Annotated in this window: 15 protein-coding genes and 1 tRNA gene; 8 read left to right on the top strand and 8 right to left on the bottom strand. The window is 60.8% G+C overall.

Annotation, left to right across the window (positions count from 1 at the left end; all coding sequences use genetic code 11):
- From rpsI to AAAX36_RS01870, 6 genes are all read left to right on the top strand, one after another.
- Complete coding sequence (gene rpsI / locus AAAX36_RS01895; RefSeq protein WP_022094634.1) at window positions 1–396, top strand: 30S ribosomal protein S9; 396 nt, start codon at window positions 1–3, stop codon at window positions 394–396.
- A 123-nt stretch (window positions 397–519) separates the two neighbouring features.
- On the top strand, window positions 520–1,857 hold the full coding sequence (gene glmM / locus AAAX36_RS01890; protein ID WP_349073807.1) for a phosphoglucosamine mutase: 1,338 nt from the start codon (window positions 520–522) through the stop codon (window positions 1,855–1,857).
- A 71-nt stretch (window positions 1,858–1,928) separates the two neighbouring features.
- Complete coding sequence (locus AAAX36_RS01885; protein WP_117839977.1) at window positions 1,929–2,426, top strand: PTS glucose transporter subunit IIA; 498 nt, start codon at window positions 1,929–1,931, stop codon at window positions 2,424–2,426.
- Between the two features lie 272 nt (window positions 2,427–2,698).
- Window positions 2,699–3,427, top strand: coding sequence for a glucosamine-6-phosphate deaminase (gene nagB / locus AAAX36_RS01880; RefSeq protein WP_117839976.1), 729 nt, complete (start codon window positions 2,699–2,701; stop codon window positions 3,425–3,427).
- A 450-nt stretch (window positions 3,428–3,877) separates the two neighbouring features.
- Window positions 3,878–4,057 (top strand): hypothetical protein, encoded by a 180-nt coding sequence (locus tag AAAX36_RS01875; protein WP_349073806.1) that lies wholly within the window; start codon window positions 3,878–3,880, stop codon window positions 4,055–4,057.
- A gap of 75 nt (window positions 4,058–4,132) precedes the next feature.
- On the top strand, window positions 4,133–6,874 hold the full coding sequence (locus AAAX36_RS01870) for a BTAD domain-containing putative transcriptional regulator (protein WP_349073805.1): 2,742 nt from the start codon (window positions 4,133–4,135) through the stop codon (window positions 6,872–6,874).
- Window positions 6,875–6,932: 58 nt separating this feature from the next.
- On the opposite strand, the gene AAAX36_RS01865 is transcribed toward AAAX36_RS01870, so the two are convergent.
- The 6 genes from AAAX36_RS01865 to AAAX36_RS01840 all read right to left on the bottom strand — a co-directional run bounded on the left by AAAX36_RS01865 (window position 6,933) and on the right by AAAX36_RS01840 (window position 14,454).
- On the bottom strand, window positions 6,933–7,232 hold the full coding sequence (locus tag AAAX36_RS01865) for a YhbY family RNA-binding protein (RefSeq protein WP_117839974.1): 300 nt from the start codon (window positions 7,230–7,232) through the stop codon (window positions 6,933–6,935).
- Between the two features lie 158 nt (window positions 7,233–7,390).
- Window positions 7,391–8,221 carry a methyltransferase domain-containing protein gene (locus tag AAAX36_RS01860; RefSeq protein ID WP_349073853.1) on the bottom strand — a complete coding sequence of 277 codons (831 nt, stop codon included), beginning with the start codon at window positions 8,219–8,221 and terminating at the stop codon, window positions 7,391–7,393.
- A gap of 375 nt (window positions 8,222–8,596) precedes the next feature.
- Window positions 8,597–9,961, bottom strand: a complete 1,365-nt coding sequence (locus tag AAAX36_RS01855; RefSeq protein WP_035136908.1) for a PFL family protein — start codon at window positions 9,959–9,961, stop codon at window positions 8,597–8,599.
- 108 nt (window positions 9,962–10,069) lie between these two features.
- Complete coding sequence (locus AAAX36_RS01850) at window positions 10,070–12,628, bottom strand: homocysteine S-methyltransferase family protein (protein ID WP_349073804.1); 2,559 nt, start codon at window positions 12,626–12,628, stop codon at window positions 10,070–10,072.
- A gap of 153 nt (window positions 12,629–12,781) precedes the next feature.
- Window positions 12,782–13,582, bottom strand: a complete 801-nt coding sequence (locus AAAX36_RS01845; RefSeq protein WP_349073803.1) for a hypothetical protein — start codon at window positions 13,580–13,582, stop codon at window positions 12,782–12,784.
- The gene (locus AAAX36_RS01840) at window positions 13,582–14,454 is read right to left on the bottom strand and encodes a methylenetetrahydrofolate reductase (RefSeq protein ID WP_349073802.1); all 873 of its coding nucleotides are present in this window, start codon (window positions 14,452–14,454) and stop codon (window positions 13,582–13,584) included. The genes AAAX36_RS01845 and AAAX36_RS01840 overlap by 1 nt, the downstream gene beginning before the upstream one ends.
- A 426-nt stretch (window positions 14,455–14,880) precedes the next feature.
- Between AAAX36_RS01840 and AAAX36_RS01835 the strand changes: the two genes are divergently transcribed.
- Together AAAX36_RS01835 and AAAX36_RS01830 are read left to right on the top strand one after the other, a co-directional pair.
- Window positions 14,881–16,968 (top strand): glutamine synthetase III, encoded by a 2,088-nt coding sequence (locus tag AAAX36_RS01835; protein ID WP_118205277.1) that lies wholly within the window; start codon window positions 14,881–14,883, stop codon window positions 16,966–16,968.
- Window positions 16,969–17,043: 75 nt separating this feature from the next.
- The gene (locus AAAX36_RS01830; protein WP_349073801.1) at window positions 17,044–17,913 is read left to right on the top strand and encodes a 4Fe-4S binding protein; all 870 of its coding nucleotides are present in this window, start codon (window positions 17,044–17,046) and stop codon (window positions 17,911–17,913) included.
- Between the two features lie 466 nt (window positions 17,914–18,379).
- Here the strand turns inward: AAAX36_RS01830 and AAAX36_RS01825 are convergent.
- Both AAAX36_RS01825 and AAAX36_RS01820 read right to left on the bottom strand, forming a co-directional pair.
- Window positions 18,380–18,456: transfer RNA gene (locus AAAX36_RS01825), tRNA-Glu, on the bottom strand.
- 299 nt (window positions 18,457–18,755) lie between these two features.
- Window positions 18,756–20,933, bottom strand: coding sequence for a MurT ligase domain-containing protein (locus tag AAAX36_RS01820; protein ID WP_349073800.1), 2,178 nt, complete (start codon window positions 20,931–20,933; stop codon window positions 18,756–18,758).
- Window positions 20,934–20,974: the final 41 nt, after the last annotated feature.

The following is a 20,974-nucleotide window of genomic DNA, read 5'->3' as shown; positions in this document are numbered from 1 at the left end:
ATGGCTGAGAACACCGTTGTCTACCAGGGTACCGGCCGTCGTAAGAACGCCGTCGCCCGCGTCCGTCTCGTCCCCGGCACCGGCAAGGTGACCATCAACAAGCGTGACGCCGAGCAGTATTTCGGCCGTCATCAGCTCGTTGAGAACGCCCTTGCTCCCTTCAAGGTGACCGACACCGCCGGTCAGTTCGACGTTATCGCTCTGTGCGATGGCGGCGGCATCTCCGGTCAGTCCGGCGCTCTGCGCCTGGGCATCGCTCGCGCTCTTCTGAACGCTGGCGACTACCGTGCTGACCTCAAGAAGGCCGGTTTCCTTACGCGCGATGCTCGCGTGGTCGAGCGCAAGAAGTACGGCCTCAAGAAGGCTCGCCGCGCTCCCCAGTTCTCCAAGCGCTAAGGTTTTATCTCCTTACGAGATACAATGTACAAGCGGGGCCTGCCGATTGCTCGGCGGGTCCCGCTTTTCTTTTTCGACTAGGGTGGGCGACTGCGTTTTGCCCACTTGGGAAGGAGCGATCCTATGCCCCAGAACATCTTCGGTACCGATGGCGTCCGCGGCGTCGCCAACGCCGACCTCTCGTGCGACCTCGCGTTTCGTCTTGGCCGTGCGGCGACCAAGTTCCTTGGTCCGGACATTTGCATCGGCCGTGACACGCGTCTTTCGGGCACCATGCTCGAGAGTGCTCTGACCGCCGGCATTATGGCCGAGGGCGGCCGACCGCACTGCTGCGGCGTTATCCCTACGCCGGCCGTGGCGCTGCTCACCGTCCAAAACGAGCTCGACGGCGGCATCGTCATCTCTGCTTCGCACAATCCGCCGGAGTTCAACGGCATCAAGTTCTTTAGCCGCAAGGGCATGAAGCTTCCCGATGCTGTCGAGGAAGAGATCAGCGCCTGGGTCATGTCCGAGGAGGCCATGGCTGCCGACACGCTGCCGACCGGCGCCGGTGTGGGTCACATCATCAAGATGAAGGACGCCCGCAAGGCATATGTCGATCATGCCATCAACACGCTCGACGGCCTTAAGCTCGACGGCCTGGTTGTTGCCGTCGACTGCGGCCACGGCGCTTCTTGCCAGACCACGCCCGCCGCACTGCAGCGCCTGGGCGCCACGGTCCATGCCATCAACACCGACTACTGCGGCACCGACATTAACGTCGAGTGCGGCTCCACTCATCTTGAGCCCCTGCGTGAGCTCGTGCTGCGCACCCACGCCGACATCGGTCTGGCTCACGATGGCGACGCCGATCGCGTGCTGTTCGTGGACAGCGAGGGCAACGAAATCGATGGCGACTACATCCTGGCCATCTGCGGCTCCGACTTGGCCGCTCGCGGCAAGCTCGCCAACTCCGAGATCGTCTCGACCGTTATGTGCAACCTAGGCTTCTCCATCGCCATGAAGGAGCAGGGCTTCGAGATGGTCCAGACCGCCGTGGGCGACCGCTATGTTCTCGAGCGTATGCTCGAGGACGGTGCCGTCATCGGCGGCGAGCAGTCCGGCCACATCATCTTCCTGGAGCACAACACCACCGGCGACGGCTTGGTGACGGCCCTGCAGCTTCTGGCCGTGCTCAAGCGCACCGGCCGCACCCTCACCGACCTTGCCGGCATCATGAAGAAGTACCCGCAGGTACTTGTCAACGTACATTCCGACAATAAGGCCGGCCTGGACGATTGTCAGCCCATTTGGGACGCCGTCGCTGCCGCCGAGAAGGAGCTCAACGGTCGCGGCCGCATTCTGGTACGTCCGAGTGGCACCGAGCCGCTGGTCCGTGTGATGGCCGAGGCCGAGACGCACGAGTTGACCCAGCGTGTGGTTGACGACATCGTCGAGGTTGTCAAGCGCGAACTTCCCTAATGGTCAAAAACGGGTGCCAAGTGGTAAACTGTTAAAGTTATTTTGATTGATTGGTATGTCCGAGGGGGAGCATGTTCACTAAAGTCCTGAGGTCTTTTGGTATGCGTGGTCGAGTCCTTACGCTGGATGCTCCCATCTCGGGCGACGTCATTCCGTTGTCCGAGGTCAAAGACCAGACGTTTGCTACCGGCCTTTTGGGCCAGGGCGTGGCGATTCAGCCTACCGGCACGCGTGTGATTGCGCCGGCAGACGCCAAGGTCGAGGCCATTTTTCCCACGGGTCACGCCGTTGCGCTCAACACGGTTGATGGTCTAGACGTGCTCATCCATGTTGGTTTGGACACTGTCCAGCTTGAGGGCAAGCATTTTAGCGTGCATGCACAGGTGGGTGATGTCGTCCATAAGGGCGACGTGCTCATCGAGTTCGATCGCGAGGCAATTGCTGCCGAGGGTTACGATGTGACGGTTCCCATCTTGGTGTGCAACTCTGTTGAGTTCTCGAGCATCAAGGGCTCCGTTGGCGAGCATGTCGAGGAGATGGACCAGCTCATCGTTGCTCGCGAGCGCTAGTCGCTCCGCTTGGCCTTTAGCCTACAATTCAATCACGTTTACGGAGGGCGCCCTTGAAAGAGGGCGCCCTCCGTGGCAAGATGGGGATTGTCCGAAGCTAAACAGCTTTGGGTCACCGTGGACGGGCAGGGGCCTCGACGCGGTTAGACACGAGACACATATATTACGCGACCTCGCCCTGGTGGCCGCACACGTTGGTTGCGGCCGACGCGGGCCGCGGGCAAGTGCTTGTAAGGGGAGCCTTGCCTCTCTTGTACGAGAAAGGACGCGTAATGAAAATCATTAAAGCTAAAGACTACGAGGATATGAGCCGCAAGGCCGCTAATATCATCTCGGCCCAGGTTATCCTCAAGCCCGATTGCGTGCTGGGTCTTGCCACTGGCTCCACCCCGATTGGCGCCTACAAGCAGCTCGCCGCTTGGTACGAGAAGGGTGACGTCGACTTCGCCGAGGTCAGCACTTATAACCTGGACGAGTATCGTGGTCTTTCGCACGACGATCCCCAGAGCTATCACTACTTTATGCGCGAGAACTTCTTCGATCACATCAATATCGATCTGAACAACACGCACGTGCCCGATGGCTCCAACCCCGATGCCGCCGCTGCCTGCTCCGAGTACGACAAGATCGTCGCTGCCGCCGGTTACCCGGATCTGCAGCTGCTCGGCATTGGCAACAACGGTCACATCGGCTTTAACGAGCCCGATGACCACTTCTCCAAGGGTACGCACTGCGTCGACCTCACCGAGAGCACCATTCAGGCCAACAGCCGCCTGTTCGACAGCATCGATGACGTGCCCCGTCAGGCTTACACCATGGGCACCCAGACCATCATGTATGCCCGCATGATCCTGGTTGTCGCCAACGGCGAGGCCAAGGCTCAGGCCGTGCACGATATGTGCTATGGTCCGGTTACGCCCAAATGCCCGGCTTCGATCCTGCAGCTGCACACCAACTGCGTTGTCGTTGCTGACGAGGCCGCTCTTTCGCTCTGCGAGTAACGCGATCAAGCGATCTTACATAGTTTCTCAAAAGGCCCTCGCTTTGCGGGGGCCTTTTTAGTGGACATACGCCGTGGCGTATACATGACGGAAACCTTGCCGCGTGCTTGACTGGAGGGTTTTAAATTTTTGTGATTCATTCTATAGCAGATTCTATGCACATTTGCCACCATAGAGTCGCAGGCGGTAGCGAGGAGTAGGCGAGTTGCGCAACTCAAATAAAAATAGCCGACTGCGCTACACTGCAAATGGGATGGGACATGCTGGCAAACGCATTGACCTGCGCAAAGACCTATTGGTCGGGGGATAAGTTACCATCGGGCCTCGCTGTACAAAAACTTGCCAAACACGTACCGGCAGACAATTAAAAACTCTAAGTCGCGCTATTCACGGGGCGGCTCATATGGTCCTGCAGCTACGGTGTCCATATGGTCGAGTTGAGGAGCAAGCATGGTAAACGATCTGGGCAATACGGACGACCTCGAGTTGATGCCGACGGGCGGCGGCTATATGGTGCGGCGCGATCGCTTGATGAACGAGCTCATCGTTAAAGGGCGCAAGGCGGGAATTGTTTTGCTCTACGCGCCCGATGGGTTTGGTAAGACGTCGGTGTTGCTGCAATACGTGTAGGAGGTTAAATCGGACCCCACGCGAGGGCCGGTTCGGATTATCGGGGCCGACCGCGCGATTGGACGCGAGCTCTTTATGCAGCTCGAGGTTGTCGCCGATGAGCTTAAGGACAAACCTCATTCGCTCGTTGCGATCGACAACGTGCCCAATCTCGAGCAGCACGAAACCGAGGACCTCATCGATCGAATCCGCAGCTTACGTGCTACGGGGACGGGGGTCTTTATTGCCTGCCGCCCCTCCAACCGATTGCTTATCCACGGGCTGGGCGATTCTGTAAAAGTCAATGCGCAGATGCTCAAGGTGCACGCCTATGAGTATTCGTCATGGGCCACGGCGTTCTCTATCAGCACATCGCTCGATTTTTATCGGCTCACGCAAGGTGTGCCAGAGCTGGTATCTGCCTTGCAGACGGGGATGTATGGACAGGGCGATGTTGCCGGGTTGCTCGAAAACGAAATCGTCAACGTGTACGGTGCGGCGCTGGCCGATCTCGCATCGCTCGAGAACAACCTGTTGTTTACCGTTGCCTGCTTGATGGTATTGATGGGCGAGGGCCGCATTGCGGAGCTAGAGGCGTGCGGTGTGAGGCTTTCGATGGTCGACCAGTCTATCTTTGTGCGCGATTATCCGATTTTTGGCGTGGATCCGTCTGATCGCACCTTTAGGTGTTTGGGCGCTAAGGACAACGCGCGCCTGAGGCTGCGAAAGCTTGTTGCCGAGATCCGTCCCGAACTAGTATCGCGGGCTGCTCGCATTTTGATAAAGGCGGCCCGATGCGATTTGGCCATGGACCTGGCCGATGCGTTCTTGGACCGCCGTGTGGTGTTGGAGCTTGCCGGGCAGTATGGGGCCGATCTTGCCCTGACCGGGCATGGAGGGGACATTTGCCGTGCGGCGTCGGCGATGATCAATGCGGAAAAGCAGGAGCAAGAGCCGACAGCCGCCGAGGCACTCGGCGTGTATCTGGCGGCTGTCAGCGTGTGCAATACAAAGCTGGCAAGGTATATGGCGTCCGTTATCGAACGTGCGGGTGACCAGGCGGCCCGCGAGGTCGACCCCGCTACCTGGAAAATAGCCCAGGCGCTTACTATCGCCTTTTACGGCGACAATGACCTGGGGCTTCCCGCCAACCCTGTTGTGCAAGAACAGACATCCTGCGAGGTGCTCGACATGCTGTCCGCGCATATCGAGGTCAAGCGCCACCTAACCGAGCGAGCGGAAGACGGCAATGTTCTCGCGAAGCTCAAGGCGTGCAAAGCTTATGATTGCGAGCTCGACATCGCGGGGATTCTCATACAGGCCGACCATATGCTGGTGGAGCTGTTCGACGGCTCGTTTGCTAAACCCGACGAGCGCGATGACAAGATGGCGCAGATACTCGAGGCGCTCGATATCCGCGGGCTTAAGGCACCATCCATTTGGCTGCGTATGGTGCTCGCGGCGCGGCGCCTGCTCGCGGGCTTGCCCGTGACCGACGATGTGGCGTTTGGCGAGCTCGACCGCTTTGCGGTGCGTGTTCGTGACAATCAAATTCAGCTGTTTGGGTTATTGCTGGAGGGTTGGCAATCGCTGGCGGAGGGGCGGCCGGTCAACGCGAAGTTCCGTGCGGTTCAGGTGCTCAAGCTCGCCGACGAATCGATTGCGTACATGCGCGAAAACGCGTTGCTGCTTGAGCGCGTGGCGTACCTGCGCAATACGTCGCTGGTATCGGTTCGCGAAGAGGCAGAACTGCTCGATATTAGCAAGACACAGGTCGGCGGCTCAGAAGCCTGGATCGTGGCACTGCATTTGGCCGCTGCGGGCCGCGATAGCGATCTTGCCGCTTGGATGTCTATGAATCGCTCGGGGATTTTAGACCCATCGTATCGGCTGTTCGCACGTCTTGCGATGCATTGTCTGGGCGAGCCTGCCGTCAGGATTCGCAAGAAGCTTCCGGTGCGTGAACTGTCGCGGTATTCACTACGCGATGATTTTGAGGGCGAAAGCGAGCACCTGTTCCAGGCGGGCGAGGTTGAGGCTGTCGATACGATCGGCCATATTGAGATGCGCATGTTTGGCACATTTCGCGCCGAGCGCGACGGCTTTCCCATCACGGATAAGATGTGGCGTCGCAAAAAGGCGGCAACACTTGCCGAGCGGCTCGCGTTGGGCATGGATGCCATGGTCGACCGCGAGACAATCGCCATGGAGTTGTGGCCCCATGCCGAGTTTAGCGCGGCGCGCAACAATCTGTATTCGACGGTATCGCGCTTGCGCTCGGCTTTGGGTCCAACGCCGGATGGCAAGTCGTGCGTGCTCATCCAAAACGAGTGCATAGGGCTCAACGGCGACTACGTTAAGACCGATGTAAGGCTCTTTGACCAGCTGAGCCGCGAGATCCTGGGAAACCGTATGGGCGCGAGAGGCCCTCACCTGGTTGAGCTTTGTCTTAAGGTTGAGCAGCTCTACGCGGGGCCGCTGTATGTTCCCACCGGTTGCAATCCCACGTTTTTTACGCGCATGCGCCACATTATGCAATCCAAGTACATCGACTGCATGATTAGGGGAGCGAATGCCGCTCTCGAGGAAAATGACCTGCAATCGGCAATTTGGCTCGTTGAATCGGGGCTTCGCCAAGAGACTGCGCGCGAGGACATGGTTCGCTGTGCCATGCGCGTTTACGGTGCGGCGGGACGACGCCGCGATGTTGTCGAGCTATACAGCGGTCACATGCACCACCTGCGAGAGCAGGTTCAAGGCGTGCCCGAGCCCGAGACAAGGCGCCTGTATGAGCGCCTGGTCGAAGGCAGGCTCAAGCGCGTGCTTGTCGAGCGATAAAAAACGGGCGCCCGAATCACTCGGACGCCCGCAGGCTACTCGGTATGGCCAGTCGGTTTTAGACGAGCTTGATCTTCTCGATATCCTTGCGCGAGGACTCGCGATACAGCGAGAACTTGCGGCCGATAACCTGAACGACGTCGGCGTGGCAGCGCTCGGCGAGCTCCTCGGCGGCCTCGCGGGCAGAAAGGCTGGAGCCGTCCAGCACGGAGCACTTAACGAGCTCGTGCTTCTCCAGGTAGGCGACCGTCTGCTCGACGGTGCCCTCGTTGACATCGGACTTACCGATGATGATGGCGGGGTTGAGGTGATGGGCCATGCTGCGAAGCTGCTTGACCTGGGCTCCTGTCAGTGCCATGGGTTCTCGCTTTCTATGTATGGGGCGCCCCGCAATGGGGCCTTAATCTACGTGAGCTGTCCCACGATAGCGCAGGAACGGCACGGTGTGGGGCATGTTTGCCCAGTTCGCAAAGAATGCGGATGCCGGGCGGGAAGACGATGCAAGCTTTAGATGGGCTACGGGCGGGGTACGGAGACCGGCTCCCAGGCGATAAACGCCCATCGGACTTTGCGGATGTGGTCGAGCATGTAGCGTCCCTGCGGTACGCCCTTGGATCCCGGCTCACCGGCATGCGGGTTCTCGATCATGTGGTGGGCGATATAGTTGCGCAGGCGGTCGATCTTGTCCTCGTTGCCGTGCTCGAGCATGCGAGAAAAGTCTGCCACGCCTGCCTCGAGACTATCGAAGGTGTCGCGGCGGGGTGATTCAAAATACGTGACCTGTGGCAGTGCACCCATCTGAATAAGGATGTTAAAGGCGTACACAAAACCATTGCTGCAGGTAACCGAGGCGCCGATGGCATTCATCAAGTGCAGGTCATAACGCGGGCTCGAGTTGGCGACCATCGTAACGGCACAACGCCGACGAGCCGTTCGATCAAGCTTGGCAAGTGCGCCTTTTAGGTTGGTCGTGGTGACAGAGCGACTGGCAAAGGCAACATCCACCGCTTTTGCGACCGGTCCAACCAAATCCCAATCATCATCCCAAGCAAGCTCAAGCGGTGTAATGCAATCCTCGAGCCCATAGTACTCAATGCCAGCATCAAGCGTGCCTAACATAGCAGGAGAAAAGTCAGCAGCAATCACAGGATGTCCAGCCTGAGCAAGCGGAATAGCAATCGACCCAGCCCCACACCCCATATCGAGCACCGACTCACCAGGCTCAAGCGCCAACAGCTTTATAAAATCCCGAGCATACGGGGCAGTCTCCAGTGGACGAAAATGCCGAGCCCGCTTATCCCACTCAAAAGAATCATCAGCCCGATGCCGAGCGGCCTGCAGACGCATCCATTCGCCATTCCAATCAGCAGAAAGAAGCTCAGAGCGAGCATCCCCATCAACCACGGGCCAACCTCCTAGCAACAAAAAAGCGGCCCCTCCCAAAAGAAGAGCCGCAACCAGCATATATCAGAAAAAGAACCGTTCCAATGCCAAACCGCCGCACCAGCCAAGTGGTGCAGGAGCGAAGCGACTGCAATCGGGATAGAATCCAACTGAGGTCCCGTTGTGCGGGAGCCCCGGGGAGGGCAAATATATAAGGTCGATCGCGAGTTCCGCACGAGCCGGAGAGCACTTAATGTGCTCTCCGTGCGAATCAGGACTGTCCGAGCAGGCGACCTTATATATTTGCCCTCCCCGGGGCTCCTCGCCAGTCCTCCTCAGCTAGTTCTTCAGCGAGTTCAGCGGTGCCGGGAAGCGTCCACCACGGTGGGCAAGCACGGTGCCGGCGTTGGGGTTCACCGGCATGATGGGTGCACGGCCAAACAGACCGCCGTACTCGACACAGTCGCCCACGCCCTTGCCGATAGCGGGAATCACGCGCACGGCCGTGGTCTTATTGTTGATGACGCCGATGGCCATCTCGTCGGCGATGATGCCGGCGATGGTCTCGACCGGGGTGTCGCCGGGGATGGCGATCATGTCCAGGCCGACGGAGCACACGCAGGTCATAGCCTCGAGCTTCTCGAGCGAAAGCGCACCGGCCTCGACAGCGGCGATCATGCCGGCATCCTCGGACACGGGGATAAAGGCGCCGGAGAGACCGCCCACGCTGGAGCTGGCCATGACGCCGCCTTTCTTGACGGCATCGTTGAGCATGGCGAGCGCGCAGGTCGTGCCCGGGCCACCGCAGGTGCCCACGCCGATGATCTCGAGGATGCGCGCGACGGAGTCGCCGATGGCGGGCGTGGGAGCCAGCGACAGGTCGACAATGCCCTTCTCGACACCCAGGCGATGGGCGGCCTCGCGGCTCATGAGCTCGCCGGCGCGGGTGATCTTAAAGGCGGTCTGCTTGATTTTTTCGGCGACCTCCATCATCGATGCGGAATCGGGCAGTGTCTCCAGGGCTGCGGCCATAACGCCGGGGCCCGAGACGCCTACGTTGATGACGGCGTCGGCCTCGCCACCGCCGTGGACGGCGCCCGCCATAAACGGGGAGTCCTCGACCATGTTGGCAAAGCAAACAAACTTGGAAGCGCCGACGGAATCCTGGTCGGCCGTGAGTTTGGCGGCATCGATGATGGTCTGGGCGGCCATAAGCACGGCGTCCATGTTGATGCCGGCGCGCAGGCTGGCGACGTTGACGCTGGAGCAGACGCGGCTCGTGGTAGCGAGCGCCTGGGGGATGGACTGGATGACGCGGCGATCGGCGTCGCCGATGCCCTTCTGGACGAGTGCGGAGAAGCCGCCCAGATAATCGATGCCGAGCGTCTCGGCCGCGCGGTCGAGGGCATGCGCGATGGGGGTGAGGTCCTCATCCTTGCAGCACGCGGCGATCTGCGCCACCGGGGTGACGGAAACGCGTTTGTTGACGATGGGGATACCGTACTCGCGCTCGAGGTTCTCGGCGGTCTCGACCAGGTGCTCAGCCGTGTGCGTCACGTGGTCGTAGATCTTCGTGCACATGCGGTCGAGGTTCTCGTCGCCGCAACCCATGAGCGAAACACCCATGGTGATGGTCCTGATGTCGAGGTTCTGCTCCTCAACCATGCCGCGGGTTTCCGCGATTTCTGCGGGCGTGATCGCCATCCTTGCGCTCCTATCTGCCAAAACGAGCATAGTCTTTTCTATTCTAACGTGCCGCACGTGCCAAATGGCGCGCGCGGCACGTTTTGGTACTCGGTTGTTTCCGTTGTGTTACTGCCCAAAGACCTCTTCGGCGATACGAGCGCTTTCGGCGGCGTCCTTGGCGTAGTAGTCCGCGCCGATCTGCTTGGCGTATTCGGGGGTGAGTACGGCGCCGCCTACGATGATCTTGACGTCCGGCACCTCGGCATGAAGCAGTTTGATGGTCTCTTCCATGGCCACGACGGTGGTGGTCATAAGCGCCGAGAGGCCGACGAGCTTGATGTCGCGCTCCTGTACGGTCTTGAGCACCTCTTGCGGGTCGACGTCGCGGCCTAGGTCAAAGACGGTATAGCCGTAGTTATCGAGCAGCATCTTGACGATGTTCTTACCGATGTCGTGGATGTCGCCTTTAACGGTGGCCACGCAGATTTTGCCCTTGTCGGCAATCTCGCCGGCGGGCATCAGCCGCTTGATGGTGTCAAAGCCCACGCGCGCGGCCTCGGCCGAGGCCATAAGCTGCGGCAAGAAGAACTTGCCCTGGTCAAAGAGGACGCCCACCTCGTCGAGGGCGGGGATAAAGTGATTGTTGATGAGGTCCATGGCGTCGTGGTCTGCCAACAGACGCTCGGTCTCCGCCGCGATCTCGCCTTTGCGGCCCGAGACGACCATGCGACGAATCGGGTCGTCGTTGCCGCCGGAGCCGGCGGTGCCGGCGGCGGGAACGGTGTCGGTCGATACTGCCTGAGCCGCCGCCGGGTTTGCGGCGATCTTATACGGATCGGTCCAGCCGGCGTAGCGCTCGATGTATCCGGTCGAGCCCTCGTCCTCAACGCTCAGCACGCGATAGCTGTAGACGGTGTCCATAAAGCGCTTGGAGCCCGGGTTCATGATGGGGGCATCGAGACCCGCGCCAAAGGCGGCGGCCAAAAAGACCGATCCCAGCAGCGGGCGGGCAGGCAGGCCAAAGCTGATGTTCGACACGCCGAGCGCGCATTTGACGCCCAGGCGCTCCTTGCACAGGGACATGGCGCGCAGAATCTGTTCGGCCTGGCGTTGATTGGTCGAGGCGGTCATGACCAGGCAGTCGATGAGGATGCGGTCCGGGCCGATGCCGTAGCGGGCAGCCTCGGCCACGATACGCTCGGCGATGGCAAAGCGAGCCTCGGCGGTATCGGGGATGCCGCCTTCGTCGAGCGTGAGGCCGACGACGTTGGTGCCGTAGTGGGCGACCAGCGGGAAGATCTCATCCATGATCTGCTGTTTGCCATTGACCGAGTTGATGATGGGCTTGCCGGCATAGCGGCGCACGGCGGCCTCGACGGCCGCGGGGTCGGTGGAGTCTATCTGCAGTGGCAGGAGCGTGGAGCCTTGGAGCTGCTCGGTGGCCTGCTGGATGACCTGGACCTCGTCGATCTCGGGCAGGCCCACATTGACGTCCAGGATATCGGCACCCTGCTCTTGCTGGCTGATGCCCTGGCTTACGACGTAGCCCAGGTCGCCGTCGCGCAGGGCCTGCTGCAGGCGCTTTTTGCCGGTGGGATTGATGCGCTCGCCGATGACGGCAATCTTGTGACCGTCACAGGGAAGGTCCACGACCGTCTGAGCGCTCGTGACCGACATGCTGGGCTTGCGGTGGCGCGGGCTGGGCGTGTGATTGTCGATAAGCGTGCGCAGGGCGGCCATGTGCGCCGGCGTGGTTCCGCAACAGCCGCCCACAACGCTTACGCCGTCGGCAATCATGCCAGCGACGGCCTTGGCGTACTCGGGAGCCTGGATGTCAAAGACGGTGTTACCGTCGTCGTCCACGCGGGGGAGTCCTGCGTTGGCCTGCACCATAACGGGCTTATCGGTAACGGTGAGCATGCGTGCGGCGAGCCCTCGGAGCTCGGCCGGTCCCTGGCTGCAGTTGATGCCCAAAACGTCGGCGCCGATGGCATCGAGCGTGATGGCGGCCACCTCGGGGCTTGTGCCCAGGAACGTGCGACCGTCTTCCTCAAAGGTCATGGTGGCAAAGACGGGCAGGTCGGAGTTCTCGTGGCAGGCAAGGACCGCCGCCTTGATCTCGGCAAGGTCGGTCATGGTCTCGATAATAAAGAGGTCGACGCCCGCGGCGACGCTGGCGCGCACCTCCTCGGCAAAGAGATCATAGGCCTCGTCGAAGCTGAGGGTACCCAAGGGGCGAAGCAGCGCGCCGATGGGGCCGATATCGCCGGCGACGTAGCGGGCGCCGGCCGCGCGGGCGCAGGCGACAGCGGCGGCAAAGACATCTGCCACGGTGGCGGCACCGTCGAGCTTGTGGGCGTTGGCGCCAAAGGTGTTGGCGGTGATCACGTCGCAGCCGGCCTCGACGTACTGACGCTGGATGTCGGTAATGACTTGGGGCTCCTCGAAGTTGAGCAGCTCGGGCAGGGCGCCGGCCTTCATGCCGGCCGCCTGCAGCATGGTGCCCATGCCACCGTCGAACAGCAGGTGTCCCGTGCCTTCGATGGCGGCGCGCAGGCGATCGTCCTTAATGCGAAGGTCGTCGATCGTGCGCGTCTTGTACGTGGCGCCATTGCGGCGTGCGGCATCAACGGGCGCCGCCAACGCGGCACCGTCCAGATCATGAGTGATAAGCGGAGTAAACATCAATGAGCTCCTAACCTGCCATTTGGGGACGGGGTAGAAATGGTAGAAATAAAGCTTGACAACGATGCTTGCGTGTCAGTGGCTTACCGTATTGCGATTCCGCTATAAACCGATCCACAATACGGCAAAAGTCAAGCGCTAAATCTACCATTTCTACCCCGTCCCCAAATGGCTGGAATAGCAGGTGGTGTGGGCGGCGCGGAAGCGGCAGTGCTCGCGCATGCGGCAGATATTGCAGGTGGGGCGGCTCTGGGCGTCGTGGACCTCGCCGTCAAACAGACCGATCACCGCGGTCACGCTCTTTGTGGGCATGAGTAGGCTGGTGGGGGTGACGGTAAGCCCGATGAGCCGCGTGGCGTTGAGCGCAGCCACGATCGAGCGCTGGGCCGTAAGCGGGCAGTCGCCGTAGCCGGGGCTAAAGCGCCAGTTACCGGCGAGTCCGTGTGCGGCGGCCGCAGCCTTGACCTGCTGGTCCATCTGCTCGACGGCGGCTTCTACATAGGCAGAGCATGCGGCGTCGAGCACGGCTCCCTCCAGGGGCTGCTGGGCTCCCGTGGTGCGCAGGCGACGCTCGGCGTCCATGCCGAGGGTGCATGCCATGAGCGCGGCAAAGCGGGCGTCTTTGAGATGGCGATAGATATCGCGACCGCGCAGCTCAACGTTGGTGCCGACCAGACGGATGCTGGGCTCTCCCTGCTCGTCCACGCCTGTAGCATCGACGGTAAACACGCGCCGCACGCCACGGGGCTCAATGTCCAGTTCCAGACGTTCAACGACAAGCTCAATACGCTGTGCTAGCTCGGGCTCAATCTGCTGGCCGCCGTAGCCCAGATACCGCAGCATCTCGGCACGGTCGACACGGGGATGATGGGCAGCATCGATACGATAAAGCGCCGGCGACGCAAGGTCGGCCGGCACTTCGACAGCGGTTGTATCGATGTGCGGTTTTTCCATTACCCCAGGCGCTCCATAATGGTTGCGGCGATTGCAGGACGATTCATAGTGTACAGGTGCAGACCGGCGACACCGTGCTCCTTAAGGTCGTAAAGCTGACGGGCGGCATATTCTACACCGGCTGCCTGCAGGCTTTCGGGGTCGTTCTCGTACTTGGCGAGAATCTTGATGACGGGGGAGGGCAGCGATGCGCCGCACATAAAGACCATGCGGCTGATCTGCGACTTGCCCATAAACGGCATGATGCCCGCGGTGATGGGCACGGTGATATCGGCCTTGTCGGCAAGCTCGCGAAAACGGTAGAAGCACTCGTTATCAAAAAAGAGCTGCGTCACAAAGAAGCTCGCGCCGGCATCTTGCTTTTGCTTGAGGTATTCGACCGAAGCGTTGAGGTCCTCACAGGCAATGTGGCCCTCGGGGTAGGCTGCGGCGCCCACGCAAAAGCCGGCGTCGACGAGCTCGGGGATGAGGTCGCGGGCGTAGGCGTAGTCCGAGGCGGGCTTGTCGTCCTCGGTCGCGCCAGCAGGAAGATCGCCGCGCAGGGCCAGGATGTTTTCAACGCCGGCGGTGCGATACTCGTCGATCTTGGCGGCGATATCGGCGTGCGAGCGGCCAACGCAGGTAAGGTGTGCCACCGAGGGTGTATCGAATTCGCTCGTAATCATATGCGCGATGGGGGCGGTGGTGGCACCGTTGCCCGAGCCGCCGGCCGAGCAGGTGACCGAGACAAAGCTCGGCGAAAGCTTGCACAGATTGCCTGCCACCTCGCGAGCCGTGTCGAGGGTAAGCTCGCCCTTGGGCGGGAACATCTCAAACGAAATGGGTGCGGTGCCCCGGGATGCTGCCTGCTTAAAAACCTCGTCGACGCGCATATCGTGCTCCTTTAGATACTTGATAGGGTGATGTGTTGTAAGGATTCTACAGCACCACTGTGTCACGGTGGAGTTTCACTCGCTATTCGGGGATACCAATCAAAGATGCCTTGCTATCGACATTCCCTATAGCAGAGCGGTCAATCTAGGATGGGGCTATAAAGACTGGTACCTGATGCGAAATACCAGTTAATAGAGCCCCATCCCAAATTGACTACCCTTAAACCATGGGGAGAGGTCTGCAATTTATACAGTTGATTGGCTGTTGAGGGCGGCAATGCCGCCGCGATGCGGTAACCTCATTGATTGGTTTCGTGACAGCAACATAACGGTAATGTTGCGGAAACACGACGAGCCTAATCTATGACTCGTTCGTTAGTAATCAACACCGCTTCTCACGCGGTGCCGATACGAAGGGAGTTCCGTATGGCCGAACTTACTGACCGCTTCGGGACCATGGTGTTCTCTGAGGAAGTCATGAAGGACTACCTCCCCAAGGACATTTGGAAGCGCCTTGCTGCAACCCTCGAGGGCGGTGAGCCGCTCGACCTGGATGTGGCCAACGCCGTTGCCCATGCCATGAAGGTCTGGGCCATCTCCAAGGGCGCGACGCACTACGCGCACTGGTTCCAGCCGCTTTCGGGCATTACTTCCGAGAAGCACGACAGCTTCCTGGAGCCCAACCACGACGGCACCGCCATTACCAAGTTTACGGGCAAGAACCTCATCCAGGGCGAGCCCGATGCCTCGAGCTTCCCCAACGGCGGCCTGCGTGCTACCTTCGAGGCCCGTGGCTACACCGCTTGGGACCCCACTAGCCCCGCCTTTATCAAGGACGATGTCCTGTGCATCCCCACGGCTTTCTGCTCCTACACGGGCGAGGCCCTGGACAAGAAGACCCCTCTGCTGCGCTCCATGACCGCGCTCTCGCGTGAGTCCAAGCGCGTTTTGGCGCTGTTTGGCAAGACCCCCAAGAAGGTCGTTCCTTCCGTGGGCGACGAGCAGGAGTACTTCCTGATCAAGAAGGACGCCTACCGCAAGCGCAAGGACCTGGTCATCACCGGCCGCACCCTCTTTGGTGCTGCTCCCTGCAAGGGCCAGGAGCTCGAGGAGCACTACTTTGGCGCTATCCGCCCCACCGTCTCGGCCTATATGAAGGACCTGGACGATGAACTGTGGGCGCTTGGCATTCCCGCCAAGACCAAGCACAACGAGGTTGCTCCCTGCCAGCATGAGCTCGCCCCCGTCTATGGCGAAGTCAATGAGGCCATCGACCAGAATCTGGTCATGATGGAGAAGATGAAGCTCATCGCCTCCCGCCACGACTTGGTCTGTCTGCTGCACGAGAAGCCCTTCGAGGGCATCAACGGTTCGGGCAAGCACAACAACTGGTCGCTTGGCACCGAGTCCGAGAACCTGCTCGACCCGGGCGACACCCCGCTCGACAACCTGCAGTTCATCGTCTTCCTCACCGCGGTGATCGAGGCCGTCGATAACTATCAGGAGCTCCTGCGTGCCTCCGTTGCCTCGGCCGGCAACGATCATCGTCTGGGCGCCAACGAGGCTCCTCCGGCGATTATGTCCATTTTCCTGGGCGACCAGCTTACCGAGGTCGTCGAGAAGATCATCGATGGCAAGGCTTCCGTCCATGCCACGCGCGGCGTGCTCGACCTGGGCGCCGATACCCTGCCCAAGCTGATGCAGGACAACACCGACCGCAACCGCACCTCCCCGTTTGCCTTCACCGGCAACAAGTTCGAGTTCCGTGCCTGCGGTTCCGAGCAGAACGTTTCCGACTCCAACCTGGTGCTCGATGCCGCCGTGGCCAAGTCGCTCAAGTCCTTCGCCGACGCGCTTGAGGGTACGCCCGAGGATGAGTTCCAGGACGCCGCGCTCGAGTACTGCAAGAAGGTCCTGACCGACCACCAGCGCATCCTTTTCTCCGGTGACGGCTACTCCGACGAGTGGCCCGTTGAGGCCGAGAAGCGCGGTCTTGCCAACAACAAGACCACGGCCGACGCCCTGCCCGCCTTTGTTTCCGATAAGGCCATTGCGCTCTTTGAGGAGACGGGTGTCCTGACCAAGGCCGAGGCCCAGTGCCGCTACGACTGCAAGCTCGAGAAGTACAACAAGCTCATGAACATCGAGGCCACAACGATGGTTCGCGAGGCGCGTCGTACCTATCGCCCGGTCATTACCGCCTATGCCACCAAGGTCGCTAAGGGCCTTGAGACTATTCGTGCCGCTGGTGCGGAGGCCGCCATGCAGTGCGAGCAGAACACGCTCAACAAGCTCTGCAACGGCATCACCACCATCAACGACTCCATCAAGGCGCTCGACGCCGTGCATCAGAAGGCCGAGGCTCTCGATGGCCAGGAGCAGGCCAACGTGTATGCACATGAGGTCGTTCCCGCTATGGATACGCTGCGCGCCGCCGTGGATGCCATGGAGGAGATTGTGGCCGCTGACTACTGGCCGGTCCCGACCTACGACGACATTCTGTTCTATGTGTAACAGACACGTTTGATTTTGCGTGTGAAGGGGTCTCGCCTGTGCGAGGCCCCTTCTTTTTTGCTGCTTTGACCTGCTTTGAACTTGCAGCCGAGCGAGCGTTTCGCGCGGGGCATTTTAAAAGTTGTAACCTGTTTTGGCATGCGGACGTTTCGGGCGTTTGTTCATAAAGGGGAGGATGATCCGATGAGGGTATTCGATATCGTGTTTAGCCCGACCGGCGGAACGGAAAGGGCGTCTGGCTACATTGCCAATGCGTTGGAAGGGGAAACCGTTGCTGTAGATCTGACCGATAGCGGGCTTGGTTTTCGCACGGTTGCGATGACAAAAGAGGATGTAGCCGTGATCGCGGTGCCCTCGTATGGCGGGCGAGTCCCGGCTGTGGCTGCGGAGCGCTTGGGTATGATGCGGGGAAACGGTGCGCAGGCGGTTCTGGTTTGTGTTTACGGAAACCGCGCGTATGAGGACACGCTGGTCGAGCTTGAGGATGCGGCAAAGGGCGCGGGCTTTCGGGTGATCGCGGCGGTTTCTGCCATCGCCGAGCATTCTATTGTTCGCCAGTTTGCAGCCGGTCGGCCAGACCCACAGGACGCGGCGCAGCTCGCTGGGTTTGCGAATCAGATTCAGCAAAAGATATCTGCAGGAGATGCTTCTGAGCTGGCTATTCCGGGCAATCGTCCCTATAAGAAGGCCGGGGGCGCCGGTATGGTGCCCAAGGCCACAAAAGAGTGCACCGCTTGCGGGGCTTGTGCCGCAGCGTGCCCTGTTGGCGCTATCGATAAAGACGATCCCAAGCGAGTGGACAAAAAGGCCTGCATTTCCTGCATGCGTTGCGTTGCCGTGTGTCCGTGGGGCGCTCGCGCGGTAAATCCCGTCATGCTCTCTGCGGCTACCAAGATGTTGAGCAAAGTCTGCGCCGAACGGAAGGAGTGCGAGCTGTTTATCTAGCGCAGGGGCTTTGAGTCTTCTTCATCTAATGTCAAGAAAGAACGAACCCGTGCGATGGTAACTCGCACGGGTTCGTACATTTTTGAGTTGGTGCCCCCAGCGGGATGTCCGCGTACGGCTGGCGCCGCCCGCATTCGCTGCGTCGCTTCACTCCTTGCGTGCTGCGCTGGAAAACGCTTGCGCGTTTCCTCAGCTCCGCACCCTGTCGGGTTCGAATCCCGGCGCATGGGTAGCAAAAAGCCCGCTACCGAATTGGCAACGGGCTTCTCAGATTCTGTGGTGCCCCCAGCGGGATGTCCGCGTGCGGCTGGCGCCGCCCGCATTCGCTGCGTCGCTTCACTCCTTGCGTGCTGCGCTGGAAAACGCTTGCGCGTTTCCTCAGCTCCGCACCCTGTCGGGTTCGAATCCCGGCACATGGATAGCAAAAAGCCCGCTACCGAATTGGCAACGGGCTTCTCAGATTCTGTGGTGCCCCCAGCGGGATTCGAACCCGCGATATCCACCTTGAAAGGGTGGCGTCCTTGGCCGCTAGACGATGGGGACAGCGGGAAAGAGTATAGCAGACTTTTTTGCCGGCGCGTATATCGTTGGCAAACTGGAAAACCACCACACAGGAGCTGGCTCCCTATCCCGATCTTCAAACATCTCAACCTGTAACATCTGGGCTGATAAATCGGCTCTATCTGTTATAGATCGAGACAGACGGTGGGCGTCGGGACGAACATCTCAATCTGTAACAGTAAGACGACTTTTAACGGTCTAGATGTTACAGATCGAGACAAACTGTCGTGGCAGGTCAAAACCACCACAAAGGTGCCTGTCCCCTTTGTGGTGGTGGGGTGCTAGGGGAGGAGCTTCATGGCGGCGTCGTGGGCGGCGTGCTCGTAGGTGTCGTCGAGGGGCTTGAGCGGCAGCAGAGCGTTGGCCTGTGCACCGCCGCGGCGCTCGAGGGCGTGGGTGATGAGCCAGTCGGCGAGTTCGGGGTTCTTGGGCAGTGCCGGTCCGTGTAGGTACGTGCCGATGACGCCCTTGTAGATGAGGCCCTCAAAGCCGTCGTCGCCGTTGTTGCCGGTGCCCGTGACGACGGACGTTCCGAGCGGCGTGGCCTCTGCATCGAGCAGGGTGCGGCCGCCGTGGTTCTCGAATCCCACAAAGGGCTCGGGTGCCAGGTCGGTTTTGACGGCGACGTTGCCGATCAGACGGTCGGAGCCGCGCACGGTCTCGGCGGCAATGACGCCCAGACCCTCAATGCGATCGTCGCCCATGTAGTACGAACGGCCGAGCAGCTGATAGCTGCCGCAGATTGCGAGCAGCGAGCCGCCGTCCTCAACATAGGCCGCGACCTTGTCTTTTTGAGCGAGCAATTCATGTGCCACAGCCAACTGGTCGCGGTCGGAGCCACCGCCCATCATGACGATATCGGCGTCGGTGAGATCGAGCGACTCGCCCATACGGACCTCGTCCACGCGCACGGGGATGCCACGCCAGGCGCAGCGGCGCTCGAGGGCAATGACGTTGCCGCCGTCGCCATAGAGGTTGAGGGCATCGGGATACAGGTAGACGATGCGCAGGGGGCGTGAGAGCTCGACCGGCGCAATATCGGTGGGGACGGCGCTGCCATCGGCGCGCGTTGCGGCGTGGGAGGCAACCGAGCTCGCATCGGTGCCCTTAAGCTCGTCGAGTTCCTTGACCAGCGGCGGGAAGGCCGTGTAGTTGGCGACGGCGTAGAAGGTGTCATCGGCGATCTCGTCTGCCACGGCGCCGATCGCCTGCTCGATATTCGAGATGATGGCGGCGTCGATGCCGGCGTACTTTAGACGTACCTGCATATCGTGTGCACGCGTGCCGCCGGCAAAGGCGACAAGCCCTGGGGTATCGGCGATGCGCTCGAAGTCGACGTCGTAGATCCACGAGACATCGTGGCCGTCGGCGTCGTTGTCGTTCAGGAAGAAGGCGCAGAGTCTGCCGCCCGCCGTTTTAATGGACTGGATCTGGCGATCGAAGCCCACGGGATTTTTGGCCAGGTTTGCCTCGACGGTACGGCCAGCGATCTCCCAGCGGCCCATGCGTCCGCCGGCGGGGACGTAGGCATCGAGCGTGGGCTGTAGGTGAGCTGCGTCCACGCCCAGCTCGCGCGCCGCAAAGAAGGCGGCGGCAACGTTGTAGACCATGTACAGGCCGTTGTAGCGCGTGACGATGTGCGTTGCAGGTGCGTCGGTATCGGGTCCAAAGTTCAGGTCAAAGCCGTAGCCACCGCAGGTGAGCTCAACGCCTGTCACGCGACGGACCAGCGCGGGACGACCCCAACCGCACGAAGGACAATGATAGGCGCCGAGTTGGCCGTACTGCACATAGTCGTACTCCAGCGGCGCGTTGCACTGCGAGCAAAAACGCGAGTCGCTAATGCGATCGGACTCGGTGCCCGTGGCGCCGTCGATGCCAAAGGCGATGCTCGTGTTGGGGACGCGTGCGGCGATCGAGGCGCACAGCGGATCGTCGGCGTTATAGATGAGCGTCGTTGCCGGCGAAAGCTCCAGCGCGTGGGCGATGACGTCCTGGGTGTGGTCGATCTCGCCGTAGCGGTCCAGCTGGTCGCGGAACAGGTTGAGCAGCACAAAGTAGGTCGGCTTGAGCTTGGGCAGGACGCGCACCGTGTAGAGCTCGTCGCACTCAAAGACGCCTACGCGCTTGCTGCTGGCGGTTCGCTTAAGGTTGCCGCGTGCCTCGAGCAACGCGCCCACCACGCCCGGCTCCATGTTGTTGCCGGCGCGGTTGCATACCACGGTGGCGCCGCTGGCGGCAACGGCATCGGCGATGAGGTTGGAGGTAGTGGTCTTGCCGTTGGTGCCGGTGATCACCACGCTGCGGTCGACAAGGCCCGCGAGGTCGCTTAGCAGCTCGGGGTCGATCTTCATGGCGATGCGGCCGGGGAGTACGCCGCCCTGGCGCTTAAGGACGGAGCGCAGCCCCCAGCGGGCGATATCGCTCGAGGTGCAGGCGAGAGAAGAGCGGAAGTTCATGAAGCCGTTCCTAACGTGAATGACATGGTCGTGGCGTTTGC

The sequence above is a fragment of the Collinsella sp. CLA-ER-H10 genome, assembly GCF_040092475.1.
Classification (GTDB): Bacteria; Actinomycetota; Coriobacteriia; order Coriobacteriales; family Coriobacteriaceae; genus Collinsella.
Note: the sequence above shows the minus strand (reverse complement) of the source record. Positions and strands in the feature narration are given on the sequence as shown.

What these genes read in the sequence shown, in the direction of transcription:
- rpsI (WP_022094634.1), top strand. Translation starts at nt 1, where the DNA reads ATGGCTGAGAACACCGTTGTCTACCAGGGTACCGGCCGTCGTAAGAAC.
- glmM (WP_349073807.1), top strand. Translation starts at nt 520, where the DNA reads ATGCCCCAGAACATCTTCGGTACCGATGGCGTCCGCGGCGTCGCCAAC.
- AAAX36_RS01885 (WP_117839977.1), top strand. Translation starts at nt 1,929, where the DNA reads ATGTTCACTAAAGTCCTGAGGTCTTTTGGTATGCGTGGTCGAGTCCTT.
- nagB (WP_117839976.1), top strand. Translation starts at nt 2,699, where the DNA reads ATGAAAATCATTAAAGCTAAAGACTACGAGGATATGAGCCGCAAGGCC.
- AAAX36_RS01875 (WP_349073806.1), top strand. Translation starts at nt 3,878, where the DNA reads ATGGTAAACGATCTGGGCAATACGGACGACCTCGAGTTGATGCCGACG.
- AAAX36_RS01870 (WP_349073805.1), top strand. Translation starts at nt 4,133, where the DNA reads ATGCAGCTCGAGGTTGTCGCCGATGAGCTTAAGGACAAACCTCATTCG.
- AAAX36_RS01865 (WP_117839974.1), bottom strand. Translation starts at nt 7,232, where the DNA reads ATGGCACTGACAGGAGCCCAGGTCAAGCAGCTTCGCAGCATGGCCCAT.
- AAAX36_RS01860 (WP_349073853.1), bottom strand. Translation starts at nt 8,221, where the DNA reads ATGCGTCTGCAGGCCGCTCGGCATCGGGCTGATGATTCTTTTGAGTGG.
- AAAX36_RS01855 (WP_035136908.1), bottom strand. Translation starts at nt 9,961, where the DNA reads ATGGCGATCACGCCCGCAGAAATCGCGGAAACCCGCGGCATGGTTGAG.
- AAAX36_RS01850 (WP_349073804.1), bottom strand. Translation starts at nt 12,628, where the DNA reads ATGTTTACTCCGCTTATCACTCATGATCTGGACGGTGCCGCGTTGGCG.
- AAAX36_RS01845 (WP_349073803.1), bottom strand. Translation starts at nt 13,582, where the DNA reads ATGGAAAAACCGCACATCGATACAACCGCTGTCGAAGTGCCGGCCGAC.
- AAAX36_RS01840 (WP_349073802.1), bottom strand. Translation starts at nt 14,454, where the DNA reads ATGCGCGTCGACGAGGTTTTTAAGCAGGCAGCATCCCGGGGCACCGCA.
- AAAX36_RS01835 (WP_118205277.1), top strand. Translation starts at nt 14,881, where the DNA reads ATGGCCGAACTTACTGACCGCTTCGGGACCATGGTGTTCTCTGAGGAA.
- AAAX36_RS01820 (WP_349073800.1), bottom strand. Translation starts at nt 20,933, where the DNA reads ATGAACTTCCGCTCTTCTCTCGCCTGCACCTCGAGCGATATCGCCCGC.